At 30.6% G+C, this 26,848-nt stretch carries 26 protein-coding genes and 2 tRNA genes; 14 read left to right on the plus strand and 14 right to left on the minus strand.

The window, feature by feature from the left end; all coding sequences use genetic code 11:
• Window positions 1-85: 85 nt before the first annotated feature.
• The 6 genes from NHF47_RS08220 to NHF47_RS08245 all read left to right on the plus strand — a co-directional run bounded on the left by NHF47_RS08220 (window position 86) and on the right by NHF47_RS08245 (window position 5,869).
• Entirely contained in the window at window positions 86-2,197 is a 2,112-nt protein-coding gene (locus NHF47_RS08220; protein ID WP_252764464.1) for an ATP-binding protein, read from the plus strand.
• Window positions 2,198-2,326: 129 nt separating this feature from the next.
• Window positions 2,327-3,283: an aldo/keto reductase gene (locus NHF47_RS08225; protein WP_252764465.1), complete on the plus strand. Its 957-nt coding sequence runs from the start codon at window positions 2,327-2,329 to the stop codon at window positions 3,281-3,283.
• Between the two features lie 57 nt (window positions 3,284-3,340).
• Window positions 3,341-4,483: a peptidoglycan endopeptidase gene (locus NHF47_RS08230; RefSeq protein WP_252764466.1), complete on the plus strand. Its 1,143-nt coding sequence runs from the start codon at window positions 3,341-3,343 to the stop codon at window positions 4,481-4,483.
• A gap of 153 nt (window positions 4,484-4,636) precedes the next feature.
• Window positions 4,637-5,002 (plus strand): DUF2200 domain-containing protein, encoded by a 366-nt coding sequence (locus NHF47_RS08235; protein ID WP_252764467.1) that lies wholly within the window; start codon window positions 4,637-4,639, stop codon window positions 5,000-5,002.
• A gap of 53 nt (window positions 5,003-5,055) precedes the next feature.
• Window positions 5,056-5,277, plus strand: coding sequence for a PLD nuclease N-terminal domain-containing protein (locus tag NHF47_RS08240; RefSeq protein ID WP_252764468.1), 222 nt, complete (start codon window positions 5,056-5,058; stop codon window positions 5,275-5,277).
• A gap of 49 nt (window positions 5,278-5,326) precedes the next feature.
• Window positions 5,327-5,869, plus strand: a complete 543-nt coding sequence (locus NHF47_RS08245) for a DUF1003 domain-containing protein (protein WP_252764469.1) — start codon at window positions 5,327-5,329, stop codon at window positions 5,867-5,869.
• Window positions 5,870-5,985: 116 nt separating this feature from the next.
• Here NHF47_RS08245 and NHF47_RS17255 read toward each other — a convergent pair whose 3' ends face one another.
• The 7 genes from NHF47_RS17255 to NHF47_RS08275 form a co-directional block, all read right to left on the minus strand.
• On the minus strand, window positions 5,986-6,114 hold the full coding sequence (locus NHF47_RS17255; protein ID WP_256476998.1) for a hypothetical protein: 129 nt from the start codon (window positions 6,112-6,114) through the stop codon (window positions 5,986-5,988).
• Window positions 6,115-6,268: 154 nt separating this feature from the next.
• Window positions 6,269-7,258: a metal-dependent hydrolase gene (locus tag NHF47_RS08250; protein ID WP_252764470.1), complete on the minus strand. Its 990-nt coding sequence runs from the start codon at window positions 7,256-7,258 to the stop codon at window positions 6,269-6,271.
• 129 nt (window positions 7,259-7,387) lie between these two features.
• Window positions 7,388-7,621, minus strand: a complete 234-nt coding sequence (locus NHF47_RS08255) for a 4a-hydroxytetrahydrobiopterin dehydratase (RefSeq protein ID WP_252764471.1) — start codon at window positions 7,619-7,621, stop codon at window positions 7,388-7,390.
• 40 nt (window positions 7,622-7,661) lie between these two features.
• Window positions 7,662-8,621 (minus strand): L-threonylcarbamoyladenylate synthase, encoded by a 960-nt coding sequence (locus NHF47_RS08260; protein WP_252764472.1) that lies wholly within the window; start codon window positions 8,619-8,621, stop codon window positions 7,662-7,664.
• Between the two features lie 4 nt (window positions 8,622-8,625).
• Window positions 8,626-9,462 (minus strand): DUF6671 family protein, encoded by an 837-nt coding sequence (locus NHF47_RS08265; RefSeq protein WP_252764473.1) that lies wholly within the window; start codon window positions 9,460-9,462, stop codon window positions 8,626-8,628.
• On the minus strand, window positions 9,455-9,742 hold the full coding sequence (locus tag NHF47_RS08270) for a hypothetical protein (protein WP_140998888.1): 288 nt from the start codon (window positions 9,740-9,742) through the stop codon (window positions 9,455-9,457). The genes NHF47_RS08265 and NHF47_RS08270 overlap by 8 nt, the downstream gene beginning before the upstream one ends.
• 235 nt (window positions 9,743-9,977) lie before the next feature.
• Window positions 9,978-11,414: an NADP-dependent isocitrate dehydrogenase gene (locus tag NHF47_RS08275; protein ID WP_252764474.1), complete on the minus strand. Its 1,437-nt coding sequence runs from the start codon at window positions 11,412-11,414 to the stop codon at window positions 9,978-9,980.
• 95 nt (window positions 11,415-11,509) lie between these two features.
• On the opposite strand from NHF47_RS08275, the gene NHF47_RS08280 reads away from it, so the two are divergent.
• Entirely contained in the window at window positions 11,510-12,436 is a 927-nt protein-coding gene (locus NHF47_RS08280; RefSeq protein ID WP_252764475.1) for a LysR family transcriptional regulator, read from the plus strand.
• Here the strand turns inward: NHF47_RS08280 and NHF47_RS08285 are convergent, their stop codons facing one another.
• The 4 genes from NHF47_RS08285 to NHF47_RS08300 form a co-directional block, all read right to left on the minus strand.
• Window positions 12,437-12,964 (minus strand): hypothetical protein, encoded by a 528-nt coding sequence (locus NHF47_RS08285; protein WP_252764476.1) that lies wholly within the window; start codon window positions 12,962-12,964, stop codon window positions 12,437-12,439.
• A gap of 24 nt (window positions 12,965-12,988) precedes the next feature.
• Window positions 12,989-14,302 carry a 30S ribosomal protein S12 methylthiotransferase RimO gene (gene rimO, locus NHF47_RS08290; RefSeq protein ID WP_252764477.1) on the minus strand — a complete coding sequence of 438 codons (1,314 nt, stop codon included), beginning with the start codon at window positions 14,300-14,302 and terminating at the stop codon, window positions 12,989-12,991.
• Window positions 14,303-14,537: 235 nt separating this feature from the next.
• Entirely contained in the window at window positions 14,538-16,046 is a 1,509-nt protein-coding gene (locus NHF47_RS08295) for an OmpP1/FadL family transporter (RefSeq protein ID WP_252764478.1), read from the minus strand.
• Between the two features lie 54 nt (window positions 16,047-16,100).
• A complete protein-coding gene (locus NHF47_RS08300; RefSeq protein ID WP_252764479.1) occupies window positions 16,101-17,111 on the minus strand; it encodes a hypothetical protein in 1,011 nt (336 codons plus the stop codon).
• Between the two features lie 98 nt (window positions 17,112-17,209).
• Between NHF47_RS08300 and proS the strand changes: the two genes are divergently transcribed.
• From proS to NHF47_RS08330, 6 genes are all read left to right on the plus strand, one after another.
• Window positions 17,210-18,688 (plus strand): proline--tRNA ligase, encoded by a 1,479-nt coding sequence (gene proS, locus NHF47_RS08305; protein WP_252764480.1) that lies wholly within the window; start codon window positions 17,210-17,212, stop codon window positions 18,686-18,688.
• A gap of 79 nt (window positions 18,689-18,767) precedes the next feature.
• Window positions 18,768-18,839, plus strand: a tRNA-Glu gene (locus NHF47_RS08310).
• A 16-nt stretch (window positions 18,840-18,855) separates the two neighbouring features.
• A tRNA-Glu gene (locus NHF47_RS08315) sits at window positions 18,856-18,927 on the plus strand.
• A 160-nt stretch (window positions 18,928-19,087) separates the two neighbouring features.
• Window positions 19,088-19,339, plus strand: a complete 252-nt coding sequence (gene rpsT, locus NHF47_RS08320; protein WP_140998896.1) for a 30S ribosomal protein S20 — start codon at window positions 19,088-19,090, stop codon at window positions 19,337-19,339.
• Between the two features lie 154 nt (window positions 19,340-19,493).
• On the plus strand, window positions 19,494-21,290 hold the full coding sequence (typA, locus tag NHF47_RS08325) for a translational GTPase TypA (protein ID WP_252764481.1): 1,797 nt from the start codon (window positions 19,494-19,496) through the stop codon (window positions 21,288-21,290).
• Window positions 21,291-21,339: 49 nt separating this feature from the next.
• Entirely contained in the window at window positions 21,340-21,771 is a 432-nt protein-coding gene (locus NHF47_RS08330) for a hypothetical protein (protein WP_252764482.1), read from the plus strand.
• 55 nt (window positions 21,772-21,826) lie between these two features.
• On the opposite strand, the gene NHF47_RS08335 is transcribed toward NHF47_RS08330, so the two are convergent.
• From NHF47_RS08335 to NHF47_RS08345, 3 genes are read right to left on the minus strand one after another with little or no spacing between them, the layout of a single operon-like run.
• Window positions 21,827-22,819: a tetratricopeptide repeat protein gene (locus tag NHF47_RS08335; protein ID WP_252764483.1), complete on the minus strand. Its 993-nt coding sequence runs from the start codon at window positions 22,817-22,819 to the stop codon at window positions 21,827-21,829.
• Window positions 22,820-22,871: 52 nt separating this feature from the next.
• Window positions 22,872-24,698 carry a chloride channel protein gene (locus NHF47_RS08340; protein WP_252764484.1) on the minus strand — a complete coding sequence of 609 codons (1,827 nt, stop codon included), beginning with the start codon at window positions 24,696-24,698 and terminating at the stop codon, window positions 22,872-22,874.
• A 48-nt stretch (window positions 24,699-24,746) separates the two neighbouring features.
• Window positions 24,747-25,400 (minus strand): ACP phosphodiesterase, encoded by a 654-nt coding sequence (locus tag NHF47_RS08345; RefSeq protein ID WP_308219261.1) that lies wholly within the window; start codon window positions 25,398-25,400, stop codon window positions 24,747-24,749.
• Between the two features lie 44 nt (window positions 25,401-25,444).
• Between NHF47_RS08345 and glmM the strand changes: the two genes are divergently transcribed.
• Window positions 25,445-26,845: a phosphoglucosamine mutase gene (gene glmM / locus NHF47_RS08350; protein ID WP_252764485.1), complete on the plus strand. Its 1,401-nt coding sequence runs from the start codon at window positions 25,445-25,447 to the stop codon at window positions 26,843-26,845.
• The last annotated feature ends 3 nt before the right edge of the window (window positions 26,846-26,848 follow it).

Below are 26,848 nucleotides of genomic sequence, written 5' to 3' on the forward strand. Positions count from 1 at the left end.
TTTTTTCATTTTAAATTAGATAAATTAGATGTTTCTTTTTGAAATATTTAATTTTTTAACTAAGTTTATTGATTAAATTGATTATATGTCATTTACAGCTGCTAGAAAAAACCTAAGAGTTACCACTTACTCTAAAGTAGTCTTTGTATTACTTGTAGTCTCGTTTGGATTTATCCTACTTTTTGCAGCGTTATTCTATTTCAATCAAAAGCAAGAAAAGGAATTTTACCAAACATCTTCTTTAGGTTTAGAAAGAGAAATTAATGGCTTAATTGATTTGAATTCCGATTCCTATATTTCTTTAATTAATGAAATAACCTATTGGGATGATTTGGTGGATTTTGTTCATACGAAAGATATCGAATGGTTTGATAATTCTGTGGTATACTTAATTGATTCTTACAAAGTAGATTATATTGATGTGTATACGATGCAAGAAGAATTTGTAAGTAAAGCTTCTACAACAAAAATCAATTCTAAAGATTTTATTCCAAAAGAAGTATTTCCTAAGCTTAAAAATGAAAAATTAATTAAATTTTATGCAAAAATCCCAGAAGGTATTGTCGCAGTTTATGGAGCTACAATTCATTCTTCAATAGATCCCTTTAAAAACAAGACAGCGCCACAAGGCTACTTTTTTATTGCTAAACTATTAGATAAAAAATATTTTTTAAATATTCAAAATGTTAGTAGTGCCAAAGCGGAATTTTATGATTCTCAAAAGAAAATAGAAGCCAAAACCATTTATTATATTAAAGATTTAAAAGATATTAATGGAAACAAAATAGCTTCCTTGTTTTTTCAAAGAGAAGCTAAAGTTGATTTTTCAAATACAAGAAAGATACTTTATATTATGCTGATAGCGTTTTGTCTTTCCATTTTAATCTTTTTCTATTATGCAAAAAAATGGGCACAACGACCCATACGTTTAATAAAAGAAGTTTTAGAAAAAGGCAATGTGTCAGCAATTGATTCTTTAAAAAGAATTAGAGGTGAATTCAGATACATTGGAAAACTATTTGAACAAAATTTCAATCAGAAAATTCAACTGGAAAAGACCAAAAAGAAAGCAGAAGAAAGTGATAAACTCAAATCAGCTTTCTTAATGAATCTTTCTCATGAAATTCGAACCCCTATGAATGCCATTATGGGATTTTCGGATTTGTTATTAAAGAAAGATTTAAAAGAAGATGAAAAAGAGGAATATTTGAAAATTATTCAGAAAAGCGGAAAAAATCTAATCGATATTATCGATGATTTAGTGGAAATGTCAAAAATTGATTCCGATTTAATAGAGCCTAAATATAGTAGTATTGATTTAAAAAACATGATTCAAGCTACTTTTGAATCGATAAAAATTACCGTTCCCTCGTATAAAAATATTGACTTTAAATTAATTGTACCCAAAGATACTTCAACTCAAAATGTGGTCACAGATGTAGTGAAACTAAACCAAGTAATTACAAATTTACTCACTAATGCGATTAAATTTACAGACGAAGGTTTTATAGTATTGGACTACGAATTTGACTTCAAAAAGAATCAAATTCATTTTACTGTCAAAGATTCTGGAAAAGGAATTCCAGATGAATTACAAGAAACAATTTTTTCTAGATTTAATAAAGTAGATTTTATTTCGGATCAAGACAATAAGGGATTAGGACTAGGTTTAGCTATTTCAAAAGCGTATATAGAAATGTTAGGAGGAACCATCAGTCTAAAATCTGAAGTAGGAGTAGGCTCTACTTTTTCATTTTCAATTCCTTTACAATTTGATTCAGAAACGACACTGGAAGCCCAACCTATTTACGAAGATATAAGTCTTGGAGATGAAGAAATTATTTTAGTAGCTGAAGATGATAATATCAATTATTTATTGATTGAAAAATTATTAAAGCTGTTGAATTTTAAAGTGGTTAGAGCTAAAAATGGACAGGAAGCTGTTGAAATATGTAAGCAAAATAAAGAAGTTGATTTAATTTTAATGGATATCAAAATGCCAAGTGTAGATGGTCATGAAGCGTTTACCAAAATTAGAGAGTTCAATAAAGATATCCCTATAGTTGCACAAACTTCTTATTCGTTTCCTGAAGAAATTGAAAAAATTAACAAAACAGGGTTTAATGACTTTATTTCTAAACCTATTGATAAAGATAAACTCTACATTATTATTAGAAAATACATTCAAAATAAGTGAGAAATCAAAACAAACTATCTTTTTGTTTCTTTTTTACCATTTGATTTTTAAATTTGTAAAAAGGATGCTCACAGCTAATAAGTTTTACTCGTTAGAGGTTTAGAAAATCCATGTACTAAAATAACTTACATGAAATACAATAGGTGTGGTAAAAGTGGTTTGTTATTACCGCAAATTTCTTTAGGATTGTGGCATAATTTCGGTTCGGTAGATCGTTTTGAAAATGCTCAAGATATTGCTTTAACTGCTTTTGATAAAGGAATTACTCATTTTGATTTAGCCAATAATTATGGGCCAGTACCTGGTTCAGCAGAGGAAAATTTTGGTAAAATAGTTCAAAATAATTTCAATGGATTTTTAAGAGACGAATTAGTCATTACGACCAAAGCCGGATTTAAAATGTGGGAAGGACCTTATGGAGAATGGGGCTCTAGAAAGTATTTGATTTCTAGTTTAAATCAAAGTCTTAAAAGAATGAAATTAGAATATGTGGATATATTCTATTCGCATCGTCCAGATCCTAATACACCTTTAGAAGAAACCATGTCTGCTTTAGATTATGCCGTTCGTTCAGGAAAAGCTATATATGCTGGTATTAGTAATTACAATGCAGAGGAAACGGAAAAAGCAGTGGCTATTTTGAAAGACCTTGGAACTCCATGTATTGTGCACCAAGCAAAATATTCTCTATTCGAACGTTGGGTAGAAGAAGGTTTACTCGATATTTTGGATACCAAAGGAATGGGTTGTGTTGCTTTTTCTCCTTTGGCACAAGGTTTGTTAACTACTAAGTATTTAAAAGGGATTCCTGAAAATTCAAGAGCAGCAAATCCTAATGGACATTTGCAATCTTCAGAAATTACAGAAGATAAAATCAAAAAAATTAATGCGTTGCACGCAATTGCTTTAGAAAGAGGACAAACTTTAGCACAAATGGCTATTGCTTGGTTGCTCAAAAAAGAAACGATTACTTCAGTAATTGTAGGTGCCAGTTCCGTAAATCAATTGTTGGATAATTTAGGAAGCTTAGATAAATTAGCTTTTTCTAATCAAGAGTTACAACAAATAGAAAATATATTAAAATAAATCGCTGTACTATTCGTTAAAGACAGAACGAAAACATAGTATAAAAGGTCATAAAAGATGAATAAATTAAAAGTAGTTTTCTTTTTTTTATTACTAATACATAATGTAGCTTTTGGACAAGCTTCCTTTGAGCATACGGTTGCTTCGGGTGAAACCATGTATGCTATAGCGAGAAAATATAATACTACTGTTGCGATTCTTTACCAACTCAATCCTAAATTAAAAGATAAGACCTTACAGGTTAATGCGATAGTGAAAGTGCCTTCCAAAAACGAGAACGAAAAAGAAGTTGGTACCCATGAAGCGATCACTGTTGTGCCTGATTCACATAGGGTTGCCAAAGGGGAGTCCTTTTATAGTATTTCAAAAAAATACAATTTATCCATAACGGATTTAGAAGCTTTAAATCCTAAGATAAAGCCTAAAAAGCTTAAAGAAGGTGTGGTTTTAAAAATAAAAAATGAAGCATTAAAAATTACCGAAGAGCAACAAGAAACAGCAATAGTGGCCGTTGATGTGAACCCTAAAAATGAGGAAGTTGTTCCAGAAACTATCCCTTTAGAAATTAAAAAAGATGCAACGTTTACGCTTTTGCACACTATTAAACGTAAAGAAACCAAGTACGGAGTTGCTAAATTATATGGAATAAGTATTCGTGAGTTAGAAGCGTTAAACCCTAATTTGCCTTCCGATTTTCCTGTTGGTTATGAGTTAATAATCAAAAAAGATGCTGTAGAGACTACAGTAGCTTCTAATACGGAACTATCTTATGAGGAAGAAGACACTGTTGATAAAATGTCTAAAGAGTTTATGTCAAAAGCAGATTTGTTAGTGGAAAAAGCTTCTGAATATATTGGAATACGTTATAAGTATGGCGGTGATACACCTAAGGGATTTGATTGTTCTGGATTAATGTGTACTACTTTTAAAGAAATAGATTTAAGTTTACCAAGAACTTCTTCTGAACAAGCTACTTTTGGAGAAAAAATAAAAATGAAAGAATCCCAAAAAGGAGATTTAATCTTTTTTGCAACTGGAAGAAAAAATCGTATTTCTCATGTGGGTTTAATTACGGAAGTAAATGAAGATGAAATTAAATTCATACACGCATCAACTTCTTCAGGAGTAATGATTTCTTCTAGTAAAGAACCCTATTATGCGTCTAGAATTATTCAAGTAAATCGTGTTTTAAACGAATAATTTTAAATTTTACTGTCTTAAAATAAATTGTTTTCTCAAAATTCGTATTTGTTTTTAGCTTTTTCAGATTATGTCTTTTTACATTTTAGATAAAGTTGTAGTTTTGAGAATATAAAATCATTTTCCAAAACTGAAATTATAAATAGATTTTCTATGAGTACTTCACCAGAACACGATCAAAAGATTGCCAAATTAACAGTTGCTTCTGTATGGCCACATTATATTACAAAAGTTGAAAAAAAAGGAAGATCAATTCAGGAACTTTACGAAGTGGTTACATGGCTTACAGGATATTCACAACAAGAAATAGATAGACATATAGCTTCAAAACAGACCTTTGAAACATTTTTTAAGGAGGCAAAATTAAACCCTAATGCCAGTTTGATTACTGGTGTTATTTGTGGGTATCGAATAGAAGAAATACAAACACCTTTAACGCAGCAGGTTCGTTATTTGGATAAACTAGTAGATGAGTTAGCCAAAGGGAAGAAAATGGAAAAAATATTACGAAAAGGGTAGGTGTATTTAAAACAGAAACACTTTCAAATTTATTAATTAAAAAAAACAATATTATGTTACAACTTGGAATGATAGGTATTTGGCAACTATTACTTATAGTTATTTTTTTTATGACACTTTTGCTGATGATTTTAGCTTTAATAGATATTTTAAAAAGTGAATTTACAGGAAATAATAAAATCATATGGGTCATACTTGTTCTTTTTACTGGGTTTTTCGGTGCTTTATTATATTTTTTTATTGGTAGAAAGCAAAAAATAAAGGAAGAATTTTAGTTGTATTTTTTAGGAAATTAAGGTTGTTTTAATATTAAATGCATATCCAATGGATCCAGATATAGAAAATTTACTTACAGCTGAAAATGAACATATTGTTAAGCTTCAGGAAATTGTAAAAAAAGCAATTGAAGATGAAAATCTAATTGTGCAAAACCTATTAAATCCTCCCAAAGAAATTGTTACCAGAGGACAAAATATTTCGGATAAAGTAGCCCGATTTGGTGGTAGCTGGTTTTTTATTATTTCATTTTTATTTCTTTTGACAGTTTGGATACTTTTTAATGTTTTGGTACCAAAAGGAGATGAATTTGATCCTTATCCTTTTATTTTGATGAATTTAGTTTTGTCTTGTGTAGCTGCTTTACAAGCACCTATTATCATGATGAGTCAGAATAGGCAAGAAGAAAAAGACAGAAAAAGAAGCGAAAATGATTATCTTATTAATTTAAAAGCAGAGTTAGAAGTACGAGCCTTAAATCAGAAATTAGATGTGTTGGTGCAAGAACAAATTAAAGTGCTTTTTGAGAGTCAAGCCAAACAAATGGAAATTTTGAAGCGAATTGAAATGCATTTAAAGAACCTTAAATAAGAATCAATTCATTGAAATAAAAAATCCTATTATTCATAAGAGTAATAGGATTTTTTAAAAAAAATGGTTAGTTATTACAGTAAATTAATCCTTATGTTGGCAAACATAGATCTTATCTAATTATTATATTTGATAGTAAAATTACTTAGACTGGTTGAAGTAACATTTAAAATAGAGGAAGTATCTGGATTAGTAGTTACTAATTTAACAAATGCATGTAAAAGAATTACTTTGTATGTTTTCATATTGTATTAAAGATTTGAGTACTCATTTAATTTATATGTGGTTAAAAACAGTAATTCGATGTAAATATATAAAAAAAAGTTAATCAAATGTTAAAAAAGTATATTTTTTCTGTAATGTTTTTTCAGTTATAGTTTTATAAAACTACAGTTTACATTAATTACCTTTTAATCTTATAAACAATCTTTTTAATAACTCAGAATAATTATCAGGTTGCTTTTGAGCCAAAGTATAAGTGCCGTCTTTTTCAAATTCTAATGGGAAGAAAAATTCTGCTTGTTCATTTTTAATAGCGATAGGCCCAAATTTTGTTCCGTAAATCATCATTTTTCCATTTTCTTCACGAGCCAATGCATAACCTTCCGTAAAATTGAAGAAAGGTTCTAATTCTTTAATTTTTTGTTTGCTTTCTAAAAAAGGAACATTGTTCCTTTCATAATGAAAGTCAAGTGTTTTTTTAGTGTCAAACAAACTGTAATCTGCAAAATAAAGGCCATCATTGGTTTTAATAATTCCTTGCCAAAGAATGGTATTAAAAGGAGTCGGGACGATTTTTAATTGAGTATAATGTATGTTTTGTCTTTCTAATTCTTTTTTAAAATGATGACGCACATATAAATTGGTACACAATCCAAATACTAAATAAGCAGTAGATAGTAGCAAAGACCATTGAATTACTAAATGCCTTTTGGGATTCGTATTTTTCATGAAAAGCAAAATAATACAGCCAATTAATAACCAAATTGTATATAGTGGATCAATCACAAAAACATTATCTAAACTGTAAAAAGATTTGCTTACAGGATATAAAATACGGGTTCCATAAGTAGTACAAATATCTAGTAAAGGATGAGTAAATAAAGCTAGAAATGAAGCCCAAAACCAAGAAAGATAAGAGGTATTATATTTGTAGGAAAACCACTTAGCGAAGAGTAAACTCAATACTAAGGAAAAAAAAATGGAGTGTGAAAAAGCCCTGTGAATGGCTAATTGTTGAATAGGATCGAAAAAGGAATTTAGTACCACATCTAAATCAGGAATAGTTCCTAAAATTGCACCATAAAGTAAAGCTCTTTTACCAATTTCTTTGTCTTTTACTAATGCAAAAGTTGCAGCACCCAAAACAATTTGTGATAGTGAATCCATAATAATGTATTACTAATTATACTTTTTCAATAGTACAAATGTAAGGCAATACATAAAAGTACCCTAGTATGTCAATAACAAATTAAAGTTAAAATTAAGGACCTCTTAAAGGCTAACAGTATATAGATTTTAAACCACTAATTGATTAATCTGTTCCGCTAATTTTCGATCTTTTTCTGTAACCGTGTTACCTGCATCGTGCGTAGTAAGTGTAATATCAACTTTGTTGTACACATTTTTCCATTCTGGATGATGATTCATTTTTTCTGCTAAAAAAGCCACTTTAGTCATAAAAGCAAAAGCTTCCATAAAATTTTTAAATTCAAAGCTTTGCTGTAAACTATTGTTATTTTCTTTCCACATGATTTTGTTTTTTGTTATTATAAAGGTAGTTATTTATCTTTTAAAGTTTGCATGAAGCCCGTTTTAATCGGTCATTAATTGCTTTGCCTTGTTCTTTTTCAGGAAATAATTGAGTTATAATAGCATCATAATTTTTAGAATCTATATGAATCAAAGTTCTATATAAGTTTTTTGCGGCTTGTTTTAAATCTTTTTTTTCTGAGAGCATGTAAGTTGCTTTAATTTTAGGATGTATGTATTTTTTGTTAAAACTTAAATATGCTAAAGATGATAAAGATGTCTCTTCTAAAAAGGTAGCCAAATCATCAATTATATACAAAGGAATTGTTGGTGCATAATGTTTGGAAAACATGCCAGGAGCATCGGGTAAAGTACTTGTATTATTTTTGATTTTAATTGGACCAACAACTTTTTCTATTGTTTCAACTGGTAAAGCACCCAATCGATACAAAACTGGCTCTTTATTTTCAAAACCGATTATAGTAGATTCAAGCCCTTTTTTACATTCATCACCATCTAAAATAAAAGGGATTTCACTCTCAAAATAACCTTTCACGTGATTGGCATTTGTTGGACTAACTCTATTAGAAGGATTAGCACTTGGAGCTGCAAGAGGAAAAGATAAGCAATTTAATAATTGTAAAGCCATCTCATGAGCTGGAACACGAAGCGCAACAGTATCTTTATAGGCACTAATATAAGAAGGAATTTTTTCAGATTTAGGTAAAACTAAAGTTAAAGGTCCTGGCCAAAATGTTTCTGCTAGTAATAAAGCTTTTTCTGGCGCATCAAAAGTGTATTGAGCCAATTCATCTTTAGACTTAATGTGAACTATTAAAGGATTCGTTAAAGGCCTCTTTTTAATACTATAAATGGAACGTATAGCAGATTCATCATAAATATTCGCAGCTAATCCATAAACCGTTTCTGTAGGAATAGCTATAATTTTGCTTTGTTCTAGATACTTTTTAGCTTCAAGAATGTTGGTGCTAATTTTCATACTATTAAGGATTACAATAATTACAGTACATAGGTACTTCTACTTTTTTTTGATGAGGAAAAAAAGATTCTTTTTCAAAAGCACATTTTTTGCATTTATAAACCCAGGATAATGTAGATTTCGTAGGTAAATTGCAAGAAGAACAACGCAAACCAGGTTTTACAATCGCAATATCAAATCCTGGTGTTTTACAAGAAGGACAACAAGATTGTATTTTAGAAATTAATTGTTGAGTGGCTTTTTTAATTACTTGCATCCTGCTAGGATTCATATGAGCACGCATATCCGTTTCTACATAAATTTTTGAAAAGTTTTCTTTTAAATATTCAAATTGGTTTATTAAAACTTTTTCTGACTGAATTCCTTTATAAATAAGTGTGGGCTTTTTCTCGGAAGATTTAAGAATTAAAGCATGTGTGGGAAAAGAAGCTTTTTCAGCAAAAGCAAGTAATTCTTGCAAATTAGTAATCGTTTCGCCTCCAAAATTAGTAGCAGTACACAACTCTTTAGCTACAATTTCTATGTTGTTCTTTAAATCCAATAGCATAATGAACTCTTCATCAGCTGCTGAAAAAAACAAAGTAGGATGCATTCCAAAAGATCCTTCACTACCAAGAACTAAATCACATTGATGTAATTTTGCTGTTCTAATACATTTTTCTCTTAAAGTATCTAATGCAGCTGATGTTCTTTCTATTTCACCAGAAAAAGTGCCTAAGGAATCAGTATTAAATAAAGTATTAGTGAAACAAGTTACTCCTATTTCTTTTTCTAAAATAGGAGCTATAACTTGTTCTTTTTTATGCTGAGTGGCAATAACTAATTTTCTTCCTTTAAACATGATTCTGCATCACTTTAATACTAATTATACCATCTATTTGAACGGAATTACCTTCTTCAAATTGTTGATTCATAAATTGAATTACTTTTTCTCTAGCTTGATTGAGTTCTTCAATTCTATTTTCCGAATAGGTAATACTTCCAGCATTTCTTTCGCTAATACTAAACGCTTGTTGTTGATGGTATTTTATTTTACTATTCAATAAACTGAAAAGCACTTCTTTTGCTTCTTCTAAATTAAATGTTCCTTTTACTAATTGGAATTCAATAGCTTCTTTCATTGTTTTGATTTTTTGGGATTGTTAGAAAAAATCATGATTATGTTTAAATTGTATAAAATCAATAAACTAATAATGAAATGTTCTTTAATGGTTTTTGTAACATTGGATTGGATGCCAACTATGGATACTGACAAGATTACCAAAGTCAAGATTATTATTTTATATTTCATATCATTTTTATAATTTGTATCGATAACTACCCGACTAAAATTAGAAATCGGGTAGTTATTCATTTTTATTGACCTTGACCTAAAGAATAAGCTTGTATACCATCAAACTCATATAGATTTTCTGTTTTAATAACATCTATCTTAGCTTCGTGTGCACGTGTTAAAAGAGTAAGAATTTGATTTTTAAACATTACTTTGCCTTTTGTTGGTTTAAAACGACATCTCCAATGATCTGTGCAATAGGTTTCTTCAAAACCGTTTGGCCATACTTTAATACCTCTATTTGTTATCATTGTTAATTCTTTATTTTCCGTATTAATTCCTTGCATAATTCTAGCAATTTCATTTGGATCAGTTCCATTCCAGTGTACAAACAAATCAATTCCAACTAATACTTTTTCTTGAGGTGTTTTTTTGGTGTATTTTGGGAGATGAAGTACAGCATCTTTCGCATAGTTTACTTCTTTTAATTGTTTAGGTCGTTTGCCCAGATTTTCTATTACAGCTTGAGCAAATTCTTTTGTTCCTACTTTTTTTGTGCTCACATTTTCTTTGAATATGTCATAAGTGTGAATACCTTGTTCAATTGTAGTTAGCCAAGCATTTTGAATTTTTTCTGCAATTTCGGTTTGTCCAATGTGCGACAACATCATGATGGCACCTTGTAGAAGACCTGAAGGGTTTGCCATATTTTGACCCGCTCTTCTGGGTGCCGAACCATGAATTGCTTCAAACATAGCACATTCTTCTCCTATATTTGCAGAGCCTGCTAATCCTACTGAACCTGCTATTTGTGCTGCAACATCAGAAAGTACATCACCGTATAAATTTAAAGTAACAATCACATCAAAAACTTCTGGTGTATCAGCCATTTTTGCTGCACCGATGTCTATAATCCAATGTTCATTTTCGATTTCAGGATATTCTAAAGCAATTTCATCAAATACTTTGTGAAATAAGCCGTCTGTTTGTTTCATAATATTGTCTTTAGTGAAGCAGGTAACCTTTTTTCTTCCATTTACTCGAGCATATTCAAAAGCATATCGAATAATTTTTTCACAACCTGGTCTGCTAATTAATTTTAAGCATTGTACTACTTCATCTGTTTGCTGGTGCTCAATTCCGGCATATAAATCTTCTTCATTTTCTCTTACAATTACGATATCCATATTTGGATGTTTCGTTTCTACAAAAGGATGTAAGCTTGTACAAGGTCTTACATTAGAATACAATCCTAAAAATTTACGTGTCGTTACATTTAGACTTTTATACCCTCCACCTTGAGGAGTAGTTATTGGAGCTTTTAGAAAAATTTTATTTTTTCTAATGACGTCCCAAGATTCATTGGTAATTCCTGAAGTATTTCCACTTAAATATACTTTTTCACCAACTTCAATTTCGTCAATTTCTAATTGAGCTCCTGCGGCTTTTAAAATGTCTAAGGTAGCATCCATAATTTCTGGACCAATTCCGTCTCCTTTTGCAACTGTAATTCGTGTCATAATAAATTGTTTTTTTAAAATTAACAGGGCAAATGTCGAAACAAATAATTATAAATTTTTATTTATATTTGTAATACTTAATATAAAAAATATTTATGAATTATACTTTGCATCAATTGCAAATTTTTTTGAAAATAGTGGAGACTAAGAGTATCACTAAAGCAGCTGAAGATTTACATTTGACACAACCAGCTGTCTCTATTCAATTGCGTAATTTTCAGGATCAATTTGAGATTCCATTAACGGAAATTATTGGAAGACAGTTATATATTACTGATTTTGGTAAAGAAATAGCTACCATTGCAAAACGTATTAATAAAGAAATTCAAGAAATTTCATTTAAAACACTAGCTTATAAGGGCTATTTGACAGGAACTTTAAAAATATCTGTGGTGTCTACTGGGAAATATATCATTCCTTATTTTTTATCTGATTTTTTAAAAAGACATCCAGGTATCGAATTGCAATTAGATGTTACTAATAAGTCTAAAGTTATCCAAAGTCTAGAAAATAATGAAGTAGATTTTGCATTGGTTTCCATTTTACCTGAATCATTATCTGTTTTTAATGAAGAATTAATGCAGAATAAATTATTTTTAGTTGCCAATAAGGATTTTTGTATTCCACAAAAGGGTTTACAAATTAAAGATTTGACAAAATATGCAATTATTTATAGAGAGAAAGGTTCGGGAACACGTTTTACCATGGAACGTTTTTTTGAAAAGCATAATATTATCATTAATAATACATTAGAATTAACCTCAAATGAAGCTGTCAAACAAGCTGTTATAGCGGGATTAGGGTTGTCTATTATGCCGTTAATTGGGATAAAAAATGAGCTTCAAAAAGGAGATTTACAAATTATTCCTTTAAAAAAATTGCCTTTAATGACTACTTGGAATCTAATTTGGCAATCTCAAAAATCGCTATCACCTATTGCCAAAGAATATCTAAAATTCATAAAAGAAGAAAAACAAAAAATTATCCATGCAACTTTTAATTGGTATGAAGACTACAGCTAATTAGCGTAACCAAAAATGAAATTCACGTTCCATTTCTTGTTTGAAATGTTTTACAGAAGATTTAATTATAAAAAAGGGAATACCTATCATAAATGCAGCGTGTACAATAAGAAAAGGAATAGGGAAAAATGCGAAATTAGTATCTTTAAAGGATATCACTAAAAGTATAGTAAAACCGAATAAATATGAAAATACGATAAATACAAAGAAAAATTTCATAAAAGGAGTGATGCCATTTATTTCAATATCTAATTTGATATCGTTTATATTCTCTATTATTTTACCAGTTGCAATAGGGCTTTGTCTTCTATTATTGAAAAGTTGTTGTTTCTTTTGAATTTTAAAAGTTGAATTATCAAGGTTACCTTTGTATAATTTTGTACCGCCTGAAAAAGCTTCAAAAGGACTAAAAGACAAATTTGATGGTTCAACATTTTCTTTAAACTTTTCAATAAATGTAGCTTTATTACAATTTAATTTCAAGCTTAAGGTATCAATAAGCATGTATTTTCTTAGAAATGAATCCATTAATTTTATATTTTGTACAAATTATTAATTGACGGGTTCTGCATACAAATCAAATTCTGTGGCATCCGTAATTTTTAATTGTACAAAATCGCCTGTTTTTAAATAGTGCTTTGAAGCTTCAACTAATACTTCATTATCAACATCTGGACTATCAAATTCGGTTCTACCAATGAAATACTCACCTTCTTTTCTATCAATAACACATTTGAAAACTTTACCAATTTTTTCTTGATTTAATTCCCAAGAAATTTGTGCTTGAATATCCATAATTTCCATAGCACGTTGTTGTTTTACCTCGTCTGGAACATCGTCAATTAGACTATAAGCATGTGTGTTTTCTTCATGAGAATAGGCAAAACAGCCTAAACGCTCAAATCGCATTTCGGTTACCCAATCTTTTAAAATTTGAAAATCTTCTTCCGTTTCACCAGGATAACCCACAATTAAGGTAGTACGAATTGCCATTTCTGGAACGGCTTTTCTAAAGTCTTTTAAAAGGTTGGTCGTTTTTTCGTAAGTAGTTCCTCTTCGCATTGATTTTAAAACACTATCCGAAATATGTTGTAGTGGAATATCAATATAATTACAAATTTTAGGCTCTTTCTTCATTAAATCTAAAACTTCCATTGGAAAACCTGTTGGGAAAGCATAATGCAAACGAATCCATTCAATACCTTCTACTTTTATTAAAGCTTCTAATAACTCGGCTAAGTTTCTCTTTTTGTAAATATCTAATCCATAATAGGTTAAATCCTGAGCAATTAGAATTAACTCTTTCACGCCGTTTTTAGCTAATTTTTCAGCTTCAATTACTAATTTTTCAATAGGAGTAGAAACGTGTTTTCCTCGCATTAAAGGAATAGCACAAAAACTACATGGTCGGTCACAACCTTCTGATATTTTTAAATAGGCATAATTTTTTGGAGTTGTGGTTAAACGTTCCCCAATCAATTCATGTTTATAATCGGCTCCTAATGCCTTTAATAAAAGCGGAAGTTCGGTAGTTCCAAAAAATTGGTCTACATTCGGTATTTCCTTTTCTAAATCAGGTCTGTATCTTTCAGATAAACAGCCAGTAACAAATACTTTGTCTACTAAGCCTTGTTCTTTTTTATCAGCATATTCTAAAATCGTATTAACCGATTCTTCTTTAGCATTGTCAATAAATCCGCAAGTGTTAATTACAATAATGTTGCCTTCATCTTTTGTAGCTTCATGAGTCACTTCTTTGCCGTTAGCTTTTAGTTGTCCCATTAAAACTTCACTATCATACACATTTTTAGAACATCCTAGTGTAATTACATTGATTTTATTTTTCTTTAACGATTTGGTTCTCATATATTTAAAATTCACCTGAAGATTTAGGGCGCAAAATTACATAAAATTATTCATTAGAAGCATCAGGCTTGCGAGTTTTTTAAAAGTTTGTTTTTTGAAGTTAAAGCTTAAATCTTCACTTATTTTTGTTTTTGGTAAGGCTGTACGTTTTAATTTGATTATGACAGAAAAAATATGTCAATAAAAAATCCTTCATTAAAGAAGGATTTGAATAAAAACTTACTGCTTTATAATTTTAAAAATTAATAGAGTAGGTAAGAGTAACGTTATTTTGTATAGCTCTAACTCTTGCTGTATCAGTCATGCCGGAAGAAATGAATCTTTGATTGTAATTTCTATAACTGTAGGAATAGGCTAAATCTAGTTTGCTATCTCCAAAATTATAACCTAAACCACCAGAATAGCCTGTTAAATCGCCCATGGTGTAATCTATTTTATACGGACTTTGTTCAAAACGATATCCAGCTCTTAAGCTAAATTCTTTAATTCGGTATTCACCACCCATTCTTATTTCATAGGCTTCGGTTAAGTTTTCGCTTAAGCTTTGATTAATACCACTGTAATCGTTAGTGGGTTTAAATTGTGTGTTTGAATAATCTTTTCTTGAAACATCCACACTGAATAAACCTTTTTTCTCAAAAACATAAGCGCCACTAAGCGTCCATTTTGATGGAGTAGTTAGTTTGTAAGGCGCATATTCGATAGTAATGTTAGGATTAGTTACTTTGCCGATAAAGTCATTATCGTTTGGAGCTTCAGTTCTTTCAGTATATAAGTTTTGAGATAGTTGGTCTGTTAATCTATGCCAAGTAGGAGTTTCATAAGCTAAACCTACTCTGAAGTTTTCCGTAATTTTAGCAATAGCTCCAAAATTCATGGAAAATCCATTTCCAAATGTATATTGTTCATTATTAAATTCAATATAGCTTACACTAGCACCTGTTGGATATAATCCATTATTAGATTCAATTAATTGATACGTATTAACATAGTCAGTAAAATGAAAATTCAAATTCATTCCAAAGTAAACCTTGTCTTGATATGAGGTTGCAAAATTTGCTGTAAATTTACCATTGTATCCAGTAGCTTTAGAATATCTTGATTGTTGATAAGTGGTATTATTAGGAACATTACTGTAGTAAATATTATTAGTTGAGTCGTATTCAGCAATGAAGGAATTATATCCCAACCATGCTTGTTGGTCAATAAATGATAGGGATTCAAATGGACTATTGGCACTATCTACATTAAAAACACCTTCATTTCCTATTCCGTTTGCAAAACGTAAAAAATATTGGTCAATAGAATTAGTACTGTTTCCAAAGAAATAATTTGTATTATCAAAGTTTTTGGAATTTTCATAATTAAGACCAATAGAAATCTTTCTCCACTTATTTGTTTCGTTATTATCTACAAATACAAAAACAGCTCCTAGTTGATTCAAATCTAAGGTACTATTATTTTGTTTTCGGCTAGTTCCATAATAATTTGATTTATTATTGGTATTGAAACTACTAGCGGTAACAGCAGCCATGTTATGACTGAAAATAGCCGTTCCAGCTGGATTGACATTAATAGCAGACAAATCACCACCTAAAGAACCAAATGCCCCACTCATTGCTCTAAATCGTGCCGTTCCAGTTAAATCTTCTGTGGCATAACGTAAAGCGTCTTGTGTAGTTATTTCTTGACTAAATCCATTAAAAAAGGTCAATACTAAGGGGATTATATAAAAATTTTTCATAGCAATTCTATTCTAAATATTTAGATTTAATTTTCTTTTCAATTTCAATTTAGATTATCCTCTTCCGCCTCTTCCACCAGTAGAGCGTCCACCAGCTGAAGAAGATCTACCACCTCCGTAAGAGCCTCCTGAGCTTCTAGAAGGAGTATAATTGCTAGATGAACGAGTTGAAGATGAGCTCCTTGGAGTAGAGAAATTTGTGTTTGATGTTGAAGAATTGTTTCTAGGTGTAGAATAGTTATTTCTTGTTCCTGATGTACGTGGAGAAGAATAAGTGTTTCTTGTTCCAGATGTGTTTCTAGTGTTACTATATGTATTTCTATTAACAGAGGTTCTGGTATTATTGAAGTTTCTGGTAGAAGTTGTTCTATTGCTATATCTATTTCCGTTTGCTACATAATAACTAGAACCACCTCTGGTGCCAGAGTTATAAGCTAGATGTCTTCTACCGCCTCCATAATATCCATTGTTGTACCATCCAGGACTATAATAATTATAATAACCGCCATAAGGATATCCTCCATAATAAGCAGGTCCGTACCATGAACTCCATCCCCAGCCTGGTCCGTAAGTTCCCCATCCCCACGAAGTACCAAAATATGGACGACCCCATCCCCAGCTAGAGCCGTACCAATTATTCCAGCCAATTCCCCAGTAAGGAGAGTACCAATTGTTCCATCCCCAACTATTATCGTAATAATTTACAGTTACACTGCTAGAGTTGTTACCCCATCCGGCATACTGACTATTTGTGTCATAATTTTTATACACTGTAACTACACTATCATTGTTTTCTGAAGAATAGTCCTCAACATCAGTGAAATAGGTGTAATCATCTTGCATGCTTTTGAACTGCTGAGAATATTTGTTTGAAGACTCTAAATTTTGTTGAGAATATTTATTGTCATTGCTTACTTCATATCTTTGATTTGATCCATAGATTCCGTCATTATCATAATAAGATGTATTTTGATAAGAACCACAGGACACAAGCATCATTACACTTAGTATTCCGAGTAAGGAAAATAAGTGCCTTTTTCTTAATAATGGTAGATTAGCTTTCATAATTATATTTTTTATTGTTGGACATCACAAAAATAGTTAGTTTTGCGTTACATTTAGTTAAAATAAATATAAACAAATTTTATGCCAAAACCTAGATAATGAGCAAAAACTTAACAACAAGAGCAGAAGATTATTCAAAATGGTATAACGAATTAGTAGTTAAAGCTGATTTGGCCGAGAATTCAGGAGTTAGAGGATGTATGGTTATTAAGCCTTACGGATATGCAATTTGGGAAAAAATGCAAGGAGAATTAGATAGAATGTTTAAAGAAACAGGTCATACAAATGCCTATTTTCCTCTTTTTGTTCCAAAAAGTATGTTTGAAGCAGAAGAAAAAAATGCAGAAGGTTTTGCAAAAGAATGCGCCATTGTAACGCATTATAGATTAACAAATGATCCAGATAAAAAAGGAAAATTAATTGTTGATCCAGAAGCAAAATTAGAAGAGGAATTAATTGTTAGGCCTACAAGTGAGGCAATTATTTGGAGTACTTATAGAGGTTGGGTGCAATCTTACAGAGATTTGCCATTATTGATTAATCAATGGGCGAATGTGGTGAGATGGGAGATGAGAACTCGTTTGTTTTTAAGAACGGCTGAATTTTTATGGCAAGAAGGACATACCGCTCATGCAACTCGTTTAGAAGCTATTGAGGAATCGGAAAAAATGATGCATGTATATGCTGATTTTGTTGAAAATTTTATGGCTATCCCTGTTGTAAAAGGTTTAAAAACAGAATCTGAACGATTTGCAGGTGCAGATGAAACCTATTGTATTGAAGCTTTAATGCAAGATGGGAAAGCGTTACAGGCTGGGACTTCTCACTTTTTAGGGCAAAATTTTGCTAAAGCATTTGATGTTAAATTTACAAGTAAAGAAGGTAAATTGGAGTATGTGTGGGGAACTTCTTGGGGTGTTTCTACGCGTTTGATGGGAGCATTAGTGATGACCCATTCTGATGACAATGGTCTGGTTTTACCTCCAAATTTAGCTCCTATACAGGTTGTTATTGTTCCTATTTATAAGACTGATGAACAATTTGATGCTATTTCGGAAGAAGTGAATAAACTTGTAACTGCTTTGAGAAAATTAAATATTTCAGTAAAATTTGATAATAGAGATACGCATAAACCAGGGTTTAAATTTGCTGAATGGGAATTAAAAGGGGTGCCAGTACGTTTGGCTATTGGTCCAAAAGATTTAGAGAATGGTACTTATGAAGTGGCTAGAAGAGATACATTAAGTAAAGAAGTAGTAAATAAAGAAGGAATTGAAGTTTATCTTCAAGATTTATTAGAAACAATTCAAAAGGATTTATTTATTCGTGCAGTGAATTATAGAACACAGCATACTACTGAAGTAAATTCATTTGAGGAGTTTAAGGATGTTTTAGAAAACAAAGGTGGATTTGTTGCAGCACATTGGGATGGAACTGCAGAGACTGAAGAAAAGATAAAAGATTTGACAAAAGCTACTATTCGTTGTATTCCACTAGATAGAGTAGAAGAAGCAGGAAAGTGTGTTTTTACGGGGCTTCCATCTAAAGGGAGAGTGCTATTTGCAAAGGCATATTAAAAAAAAATAAAAATTTTTCGAAAGTTACTTGCAAGAATAAAAAAAAGTTGTAGTTTTGCATCCGCATTCGAGAAATAATGGTCCGTTCGTCTAGGGGTTAGGACGCCAGGTTTTCATCCTGGTAACACGGGTTCGATTCCCGTACGGACTACAAATTTAAGCTCAATGGCCCGTTCGTCTATCGGTTAGGACGCCAGGTTTTCATCCTGGTAAGAGGGGTTCGATTCCCCTACGGGCTACAAATTAGTTGTGAAATAGTTTTGTAAAATAAAACTTTAGTGTCTCAAAGTCTTATTTTATTAGTTAAAACCAAAGTGATTATTCAGTGAATAATTGTGGGAGGTTTTTCTTTTTTAACTAGTAGTTTATAACAATTATTACAATTAAAAAAAGTACAAAATGGCAAATCATAAATCTGCTTTAAAGAGAATTAGAAGTAACGAGAAAAAAAGAGTATTAAACAGATACCAACACAAAACTACTCGTAATGCAATCAAAGCTATTCGTTTAGCAACTGATAAAGCGGATGCTTCTGCAAAATTATCTTCAGTAATTTCAATGATTGACAAATTAGCTAAGAAAAATATTATTCATAATAATAAAGCTTCTAATTTAAAATCAAAATTAACGAAGCACGTAGCATCATTATAATTTAGTATATTATAATTCTTTAAAATAACAAAAAGCTCTCCTTACGAGAGCTTTTTTTTATATTATATTTATGTTATTTGTAATTTACTTATTTCATATGTAGTGTTTTATCCAAAAAAATACCTTAATTTTGCACCTTCAAAAAAATAGTTAAATGACGTCTATTAGAAACATCGCAATTATTGCACACGTTGACCATGGTAAAACTACATTGGTTGATAAAATTATGTATCACTGTCAATTGTTTCGTGAAAACGAGAATACAGGTGATTTAATCCTTGATAATAATGATTTAGAGCGTGAGAGAGGTATTACAATTACATCTAAAAATGTATCTGTAATTTATAAAGGAACTAAAATTAATATTATTGATACACCAGGTCACGCCGATTTTGGTGGAGAAGTGGAACGTGTACTAAATATGGCTGACGGTGTGTGCTTATTAGTGGATGCATTTGAAGGACCAATGCCACAAACACGATTTGTATTACAAAAAGCTATCAGTTTAGGTTTAAAACCATGTGTGGTAATCAATAAAGTTGATAAAGAAAACTGTACTCCTGAAGAAGTTCATGAAAAAGTATTTGATTTAATGTTTGAATTAGGTGCAGAAGAGTGGCAGTTAGATTTTCCAACAGTATATGGTTCTGCTAAAAATAATTGGATGTCAGATGATTGGAAAAATCAAACAGAAAACATAGAACCATTATTAGATATGGTTTTAGCGAATGTACCTGCGCCTAAAGTTTCTGAAGGAACGCCTCAAATGTTGATTACCTCTTTAGACTTTTCAAGTTTTACAGGACGTATTGCAATCGGGCGTTTACAAAGAGGTGTTTTAAAAGAAGGGATGAATATTTCTTTGGTAAAAAGAGATGGGAAGATTATAAAATCTAAAATTAAAGAGTTACATACTTTTGAAGGTTTAGGACGTAAAAAAGTTACTGAAGTTGTTGCAGGAGATATTTGTGCTTTAGTTGGTTTAGAAGGATTTGAAATTGGTGATACTGTTGCTGATTTTGAAAATCCTGAAGCTTTAGAAACTATTGCTATTGATGAACCAACAATGAGTATGTTATTCACGATTAATGATTCTCCATTTTTTGGTAAAGAGGGTAAATTTGTAACTTCTCGCCATATTAAAGATCGTTTAACTAAAGAATTAGAGAAAAATTTAGCGCTACGTGTACAAGAAACAGATAGTGCTGATAAATTCTTGGTTTTTGGTCGTGGAGTACTTCACTTATCGGTTTTGATTGAAACCATGAGAAGAGAAGGATATGAGTTGCAAATTGGACAGCCTCAAGTTATTATCAAAGAAATTGATGGTGTAAAATGTGAACCAATTGAAGAATTAACTATTGATTTACCAGAAAATTTATCAGGTAGAGCCGTAGAATTTGTAACCATTCGTAAAGGTGAAATGCTCAGTATGGAGCCAAAAGGTGAAAGAATGATTATCAAATTTAATATTCCTTCTCGTGGAATTATTGGTTTACGTAATCAATTGTTAACGGCAACAGCAGGTGAAGCTATTATGGCACACCGATTTATTGAATACCAACCTTATAAAGGTGAAATTCCAGGACGTTTAAGTGGTTCTTTAATTTCTATGGAAAATGGAAAGGCAATTCCTTATTCAATTGATAAATTACAGGAACGAGGTAAATTCTTTGTGGATCCTAATGAAGATATTTACGAAGGTCAGGTAATTGGTGAAAACTCTCGTGGTGATGATATGGTAGTAAACGTGACTAAGACTAAAAAATTAACTAACGTACGTTCTTCTGGAGCTGATGATAAAGCGAGAATTATTCCTGCTATTAAATTCTCTTTGGAAGAAGCATTAGAATACATACAAAAAGATGAGTATGTTGAAGTTACTCCAAAATCATTACGTTTGCGTAAGATATATTTAAATGAAAACGATAGAAAACGTTTTAAAATGTAAATAATTGTAAAACTGCCTTGAAAAAGGCAGTTTTTTTATAGTAGCTGTTATGAAAGTAAAATTAAAATATGGTGTAGATCAATTGTTGTTTGGGATGAAGCAAAAAGATGTAGAAGCCATCTATGGAAAACCAAACAAACAATATATAGACGAAGAAGATAATATTGTGTATGTATACAATTCATTTAAAATGCGTTTAACTTTTTATGATGAAGAGGAATTGCGTTTGGGATACATTACTTCTACTAATGAAAATTTGGAATTGTTTGATACAAAGATAATTGGTAAATCTTGGGATGAAGTAAATCAATTATTGCAAAGCAATAAGTTAAAGGATTTTGAAACAGAAATTGTAGATGGAACTGAAAATTATTTCTTTGAAGATTTTTGGCTTTTTGTAAATGTGGACTATAATCAGGTTTTTAAAATCGAAATAGGTGCTGTATTCACAAATCAAGATGAATTTGATTGGAAATTCTAATCAGCTGTAATAAAAAATGAAATTATAATAAAAAAGCCCTTTAATAGGGCTTTTTTTAATTTTGATTAATATTGTTATTTTCAAGTATAGTATTGAAAGTGTCTAAATCATTCTTATTTTTAAATTCGGTATATAACATTTGTATTACTTTTTCAGCATCTGAACGATAGGGAGATTTTTGCTGGATATATAAAATATAGGCTTTACACATATTGTCTAAAGCTTTTTCGAATTCATTTAGATGTTGAAAGTAAATAACTCCAATTCCGTAAAACACTTCTGGATTATCTTCTTGAATGTCTCTTAGTCTTTCATACGCTTTAATTGCTTTCTTGTATTCTTTTTTATAGGAATAAGCTATTGCAATATTTTGTAAAGGCAACAATCCGTTTGGATCTATCTTTAAAGATTTTTCATAGGCTTTAATTGCTTCATCATACTGATTTAATTTTCTGTAACAAATTCCCATATTGTCATATGCAAAAGCAAAATCAGGGTCAACTGTTACAGCTTTTTTGTAAAAGCTAACTGCTTTTTTGTAATCTTCTTCATCATAAGCGTCTAAACCCGAATTGTAATACTCTAAAGCTAATGGATTACTCGACATGGATTTTTCGTTTAACTTATCATAAGCAGCAATTTTACTTTTTAAAGGAACACAATTGTTAAGTAAATAGCTTTCTAAATCATAATATGCTTCTTTATATTGTTCTGAATCAGGGTTGGATGCAATTATAATATTAGCCTCTTTTTGTTTTATTTGAGTACTATCTGTTAATGTTTCCAAATCAATCTCGATATCGGCCATTTGTAAGCCAAACTGATAAACCGTCACTTGTTTGTCTATACATACATTTATTTCTGAAGCAACTGAATCTTTGATTTTGTTAAATGTGTCTATAGAATCAATGCATTCACAAGCATTTTCGGCTAATTCTTTTAAAAATACATCTTTATTAAATTTAAAAGTGTTTTTCTTTTCTTTTTCTTGTGAAAAAAAAGATTGTGAGACACAAAATAGAATAATTAGAAGTAATTTTTTTTTCATGATATTTTGGGTTAAAAAAATAAAAATATCATTAAATACTGAAATAAAAAAATTATTCAATTACCATTTCTTTTAATTGGCTTCTGTATTTTTCCAAAATCATGGTTTTGTTAATGAAACCAATAAAAATACTACCCTTAAAAACAGGTAAAATAGTGGTATCGGTTCGTTCAAATTTATCTAAGACGCATTCAATACTTTCATTATGCATTACAATTTCTTTAGGAGCCTGCATAATTTCATGTGTGGAAGTATATTTGACTTTAAAAGCTGAAAAAATTAAGGTTCTTATTTTGGTATCATCTAAATTAATCAATCCTAATAATTCTTTCTTCTCATTGAGTACTGGAAAAATAGTTTCGTCAGAATATTTAATTACTTCAACTAAATTTTCAAGAGAATTCGATTCTGAAATCGCTTTATAATTTGTCAGAATGAAATTGGAAATGTGTAAAGAGGTAAGAATATTTTTGTCTTTATCATTGGTAAAAACCTCTCCCTTATCAGCTAAATGCTTAATATCGAAGGAATAGGGTTCGAATCGTTTGGAAATAGCAAAACTTACTGATGAAACAATCATTAAAGGAACCATTAAATTATAACCACTTGTAATTTCTGCAATTAAGAAAATAGCCGTCAAAGGTGCATGGAACAGACCACTTAAAACGCCAGCCATTCCCACAAGTGTAAAGTTACTCACCGATAAATGTTTAGTAATTCCTAATAAATTGGATAATTGTGCGATAAAGAAACCTAGATAGGAACCTACAAATAGAGAGGGGGCAAAATTACCACCATTTCCACCAGATCCTAAAGTTAAACCAGTAGCATATACTTTAATCATCATGGTAATTCCTACAAAAAATAACAATATCCAGCTATTGGATTTATAATCACTTAACAAGGTGTTTTCTAATATTTTACTTGGATTCGCATTTGCCAATGTTTTAATACTTTCATATCCTTCACCAAATAGTGACGGAAAAAGAAAAATTAATCCCGCTAAAATAGCAGCGCCATATAAAGCTCTACGATATTGACCCATTTTTAGATTAGAAAAATGATGTTCTACTTTTCTAAAAACTCTTGAATAATATATCGACATAAATCCAGATAAAAGACCTAAAACGATATACTGAGGAATGTTATGATAATCAAAGGCCTCTCCTTGTTTAAATACCAAAAGAATGTCCTCATTTAAAATTATAGTAGACACAAGAGCACCAGTAGCTGCACTAATCATAATGGGAATGAATGCTGTTATACTAATTTCAGCGAGTACTACTTCAATAGCAAAAAGTACTCCTGCAATTGGTGCATTGAAGGCTGCCGCTATTCCAGAAGCTACACCACATGCTAATAATAAGGAACGATCTTTGTAAGTTAATCTATAATTTTGAGCATAATTACTTCCAAATGCTGCTCCTGTTATGGTAATGGGCGACTCTAATCCAGCACTTCCACCTAAACCAACTGTAAATGAACTCGTTAAAATTTGAGAATACATTTGTTTTACAGGCATGATACTTCCTTTTTTGGCAACTGCATACATGATATGAGAGGTTCCTTTTTGAATGGAACCATCTAATAATTTTTTTACAATAATAACAGTAACGAGTATTCCAATAATTGGTAAAATACTATTACTATAAGGTAAGTGAAGCAGGTTGTTAAGATATTGAGCAAAATTATATACTAAATGAGCAAAGGCTTTTAGTATTATTACAGCTAATGCAGAAGAAATACCAACCAAAACACATGAAAAATAAATAAATTGTCTTGGAGTTAATAGCGATTTTAGAATAAAAACGAATCGTTCTAATTTTTTGAAGCTTTTGCCTAATAATTGAATAATTGATTTTTTTTTCTGTGCTGACATTAGAAAATTTAAAATTTATGCGAAGTTAGGGTATAAATGAAAAATACACTAATCATTCTTGATTTTTTCTGCGGCCATTTTCTGGATGTCTTCAAAAAAAAGAGTAAATTCTTCTTCAAATTCTTCATAATGCAGTTGTAATTCTTCCGTAGCATATTGCATTTTCGAATTGAATTTTGTTCGATAATCCATTTGATATAAAATTTTAGCTAAACCTTCAATAGAGGCATAGCTTAATAACCAATTTTCTCTTACCATGGAGGGAAACATTTTTTGAATTCGTAAAGTAAGTATATCAAAATGTTGTTCTAATAATTGATAAAAATTAAAAACATATTTTTCTAAAGGTATTTTATTGTATTTTGACCAGTTTTTTGCTAAAAAATGATCGTAAAAAATATCCATTATTACTCCAGAATAATGGCCATAACGCTCATGTAAACGATGTTTGCTTTTTCGAAATACGGGATGTAAATCTGTAAAAGAATCTATGGATCGATGCAATAATATTCCTTTTCTTATATATTCTGGATAATCGTTATAGTGGTCACCTTTGATGCTATCGGCCATAAAATTTCCAATTTTAATAAAATCATTATCACCTGAAAGGTATATATGGGCTAAAAAATTCATAGGTGCTATAAGGGTAAAGTATTTATTATTCGTAAATATAGTAAAATTACTTAAGTTTTTTTTTTTCATAATGAACTCTCTTATCTTTGTGCTTCTAATATTAAAATTTCAAAATGACCTTAATAAAATCAATTTCAGGAATTCGTGGAACTATAGGAGGAAAGGTAGGTGATAACCTAACACCAGTAGATGCTGTTAAATTTGCATCGGCTTATGGTACTTTTTTAAAGCAAAATAATAGTGCTATTATTAAAGATAGAAGATTAAAAGTTGTAATTGGAAGAGATGCTCGAATTTCGGGTCCAATGATTCATAATTTAGTTCAAAATACATTAATAGGTTTAGGTATTGATGTGATAGATTTAGGATTGTCTACAACACCAACTGTAGAAATAGCTGTACCTCTTGAAAAAGCAGATGGAGGTATTATCTTGACAGCTTCACACAATCCGAAACAATGGAATGCGCTGAAATTGTTAAATAATAAAGGAGAATTTTTAAATGGAGCTGACGGAGCAATAATCTTAAAAATCGCGGAAGCAGAAGCTTTTGATTTTTCAGAAGTGGATCATTTGGGTGAAGTAACCGAGAATTCTTCCTACATGGATATTCATATTGATGAAGTTTTAGCCTTACCCTTAGTGGATGTGGAAGCGGTAAAAGCCAAACAATTTAAGGTAGTAGTAGATGGTGTGAATTCTTCTGGAGGTATTGTTATTCCTAATTTATTAGAACAAATGGGAGTGGAAGTCGTAAAACTATATTGTGAACCAAACGGACATTTTCCTCATAATCCAGAACCCTTAAAAGAGCATTTGGGCGACATTTGTAAATTGGTCGTGGAAGAAAAAGCAGATTTTGGAATTGTAGTTGATCCCGATGTAGATCGATTGGCTTTTATATCCAATGATGGGGAAATGTTTGGAGAAGAATATACGTTAGTAGCTGTAGCAGACTATGTTTTAGGTAGAACCAAAGGGAATACGGTTTCAAACATGTCTTCATCTAGAGCACTACGTGATATTACTGAAAAACATGGTGGAAAATACCAAGCAAGTGCTGTTGGTGAAGTAAATGTAGTTACCCTAATGAAAGATACTAATGCTATTATTGGTGGTGAAGGAAATGGCGGTATTATTTATCCTGAAAGTCATTATGGTAGAGATAGTTTAGTTGGTGTGGCTTTATTTTTAACACACTTAGCAAAACAAAGCCTTTCAGTTGCTGAGTTACGAGCAAGTTATCCTCAATATTTTATGAGTAAAAATAAAATTGAATTAACGCCTCAAATAGATGTAGATTTGATTTTAAAATCGATGACTGAAAAATATAAAAATGAAGATATTTCAACAATAGATGGAGTAAAAATAGACTTTCCAACAGAATGGGTACACTTGAGAAAATCCAATACGGAACCAATCATTCGGATTTATACGGAAGCTCCTTCTCAAAAAGAAGCTGATGTGCTTGCAGAACGATTTGTAAAGGAGCTCAAAGAAATCGCTGGAATTTAATAA

Origin of the sequence: Flavobacterium sp. NRK F7 (assembly GCF_024054195.1) — a bacterium.
Taxonomy (GTDB): domain Bacteria; phylum Bacteroidota; class Bacteroidia; order Flavobacteriales; family Flavobacteriaceae; genus Flavobacterium.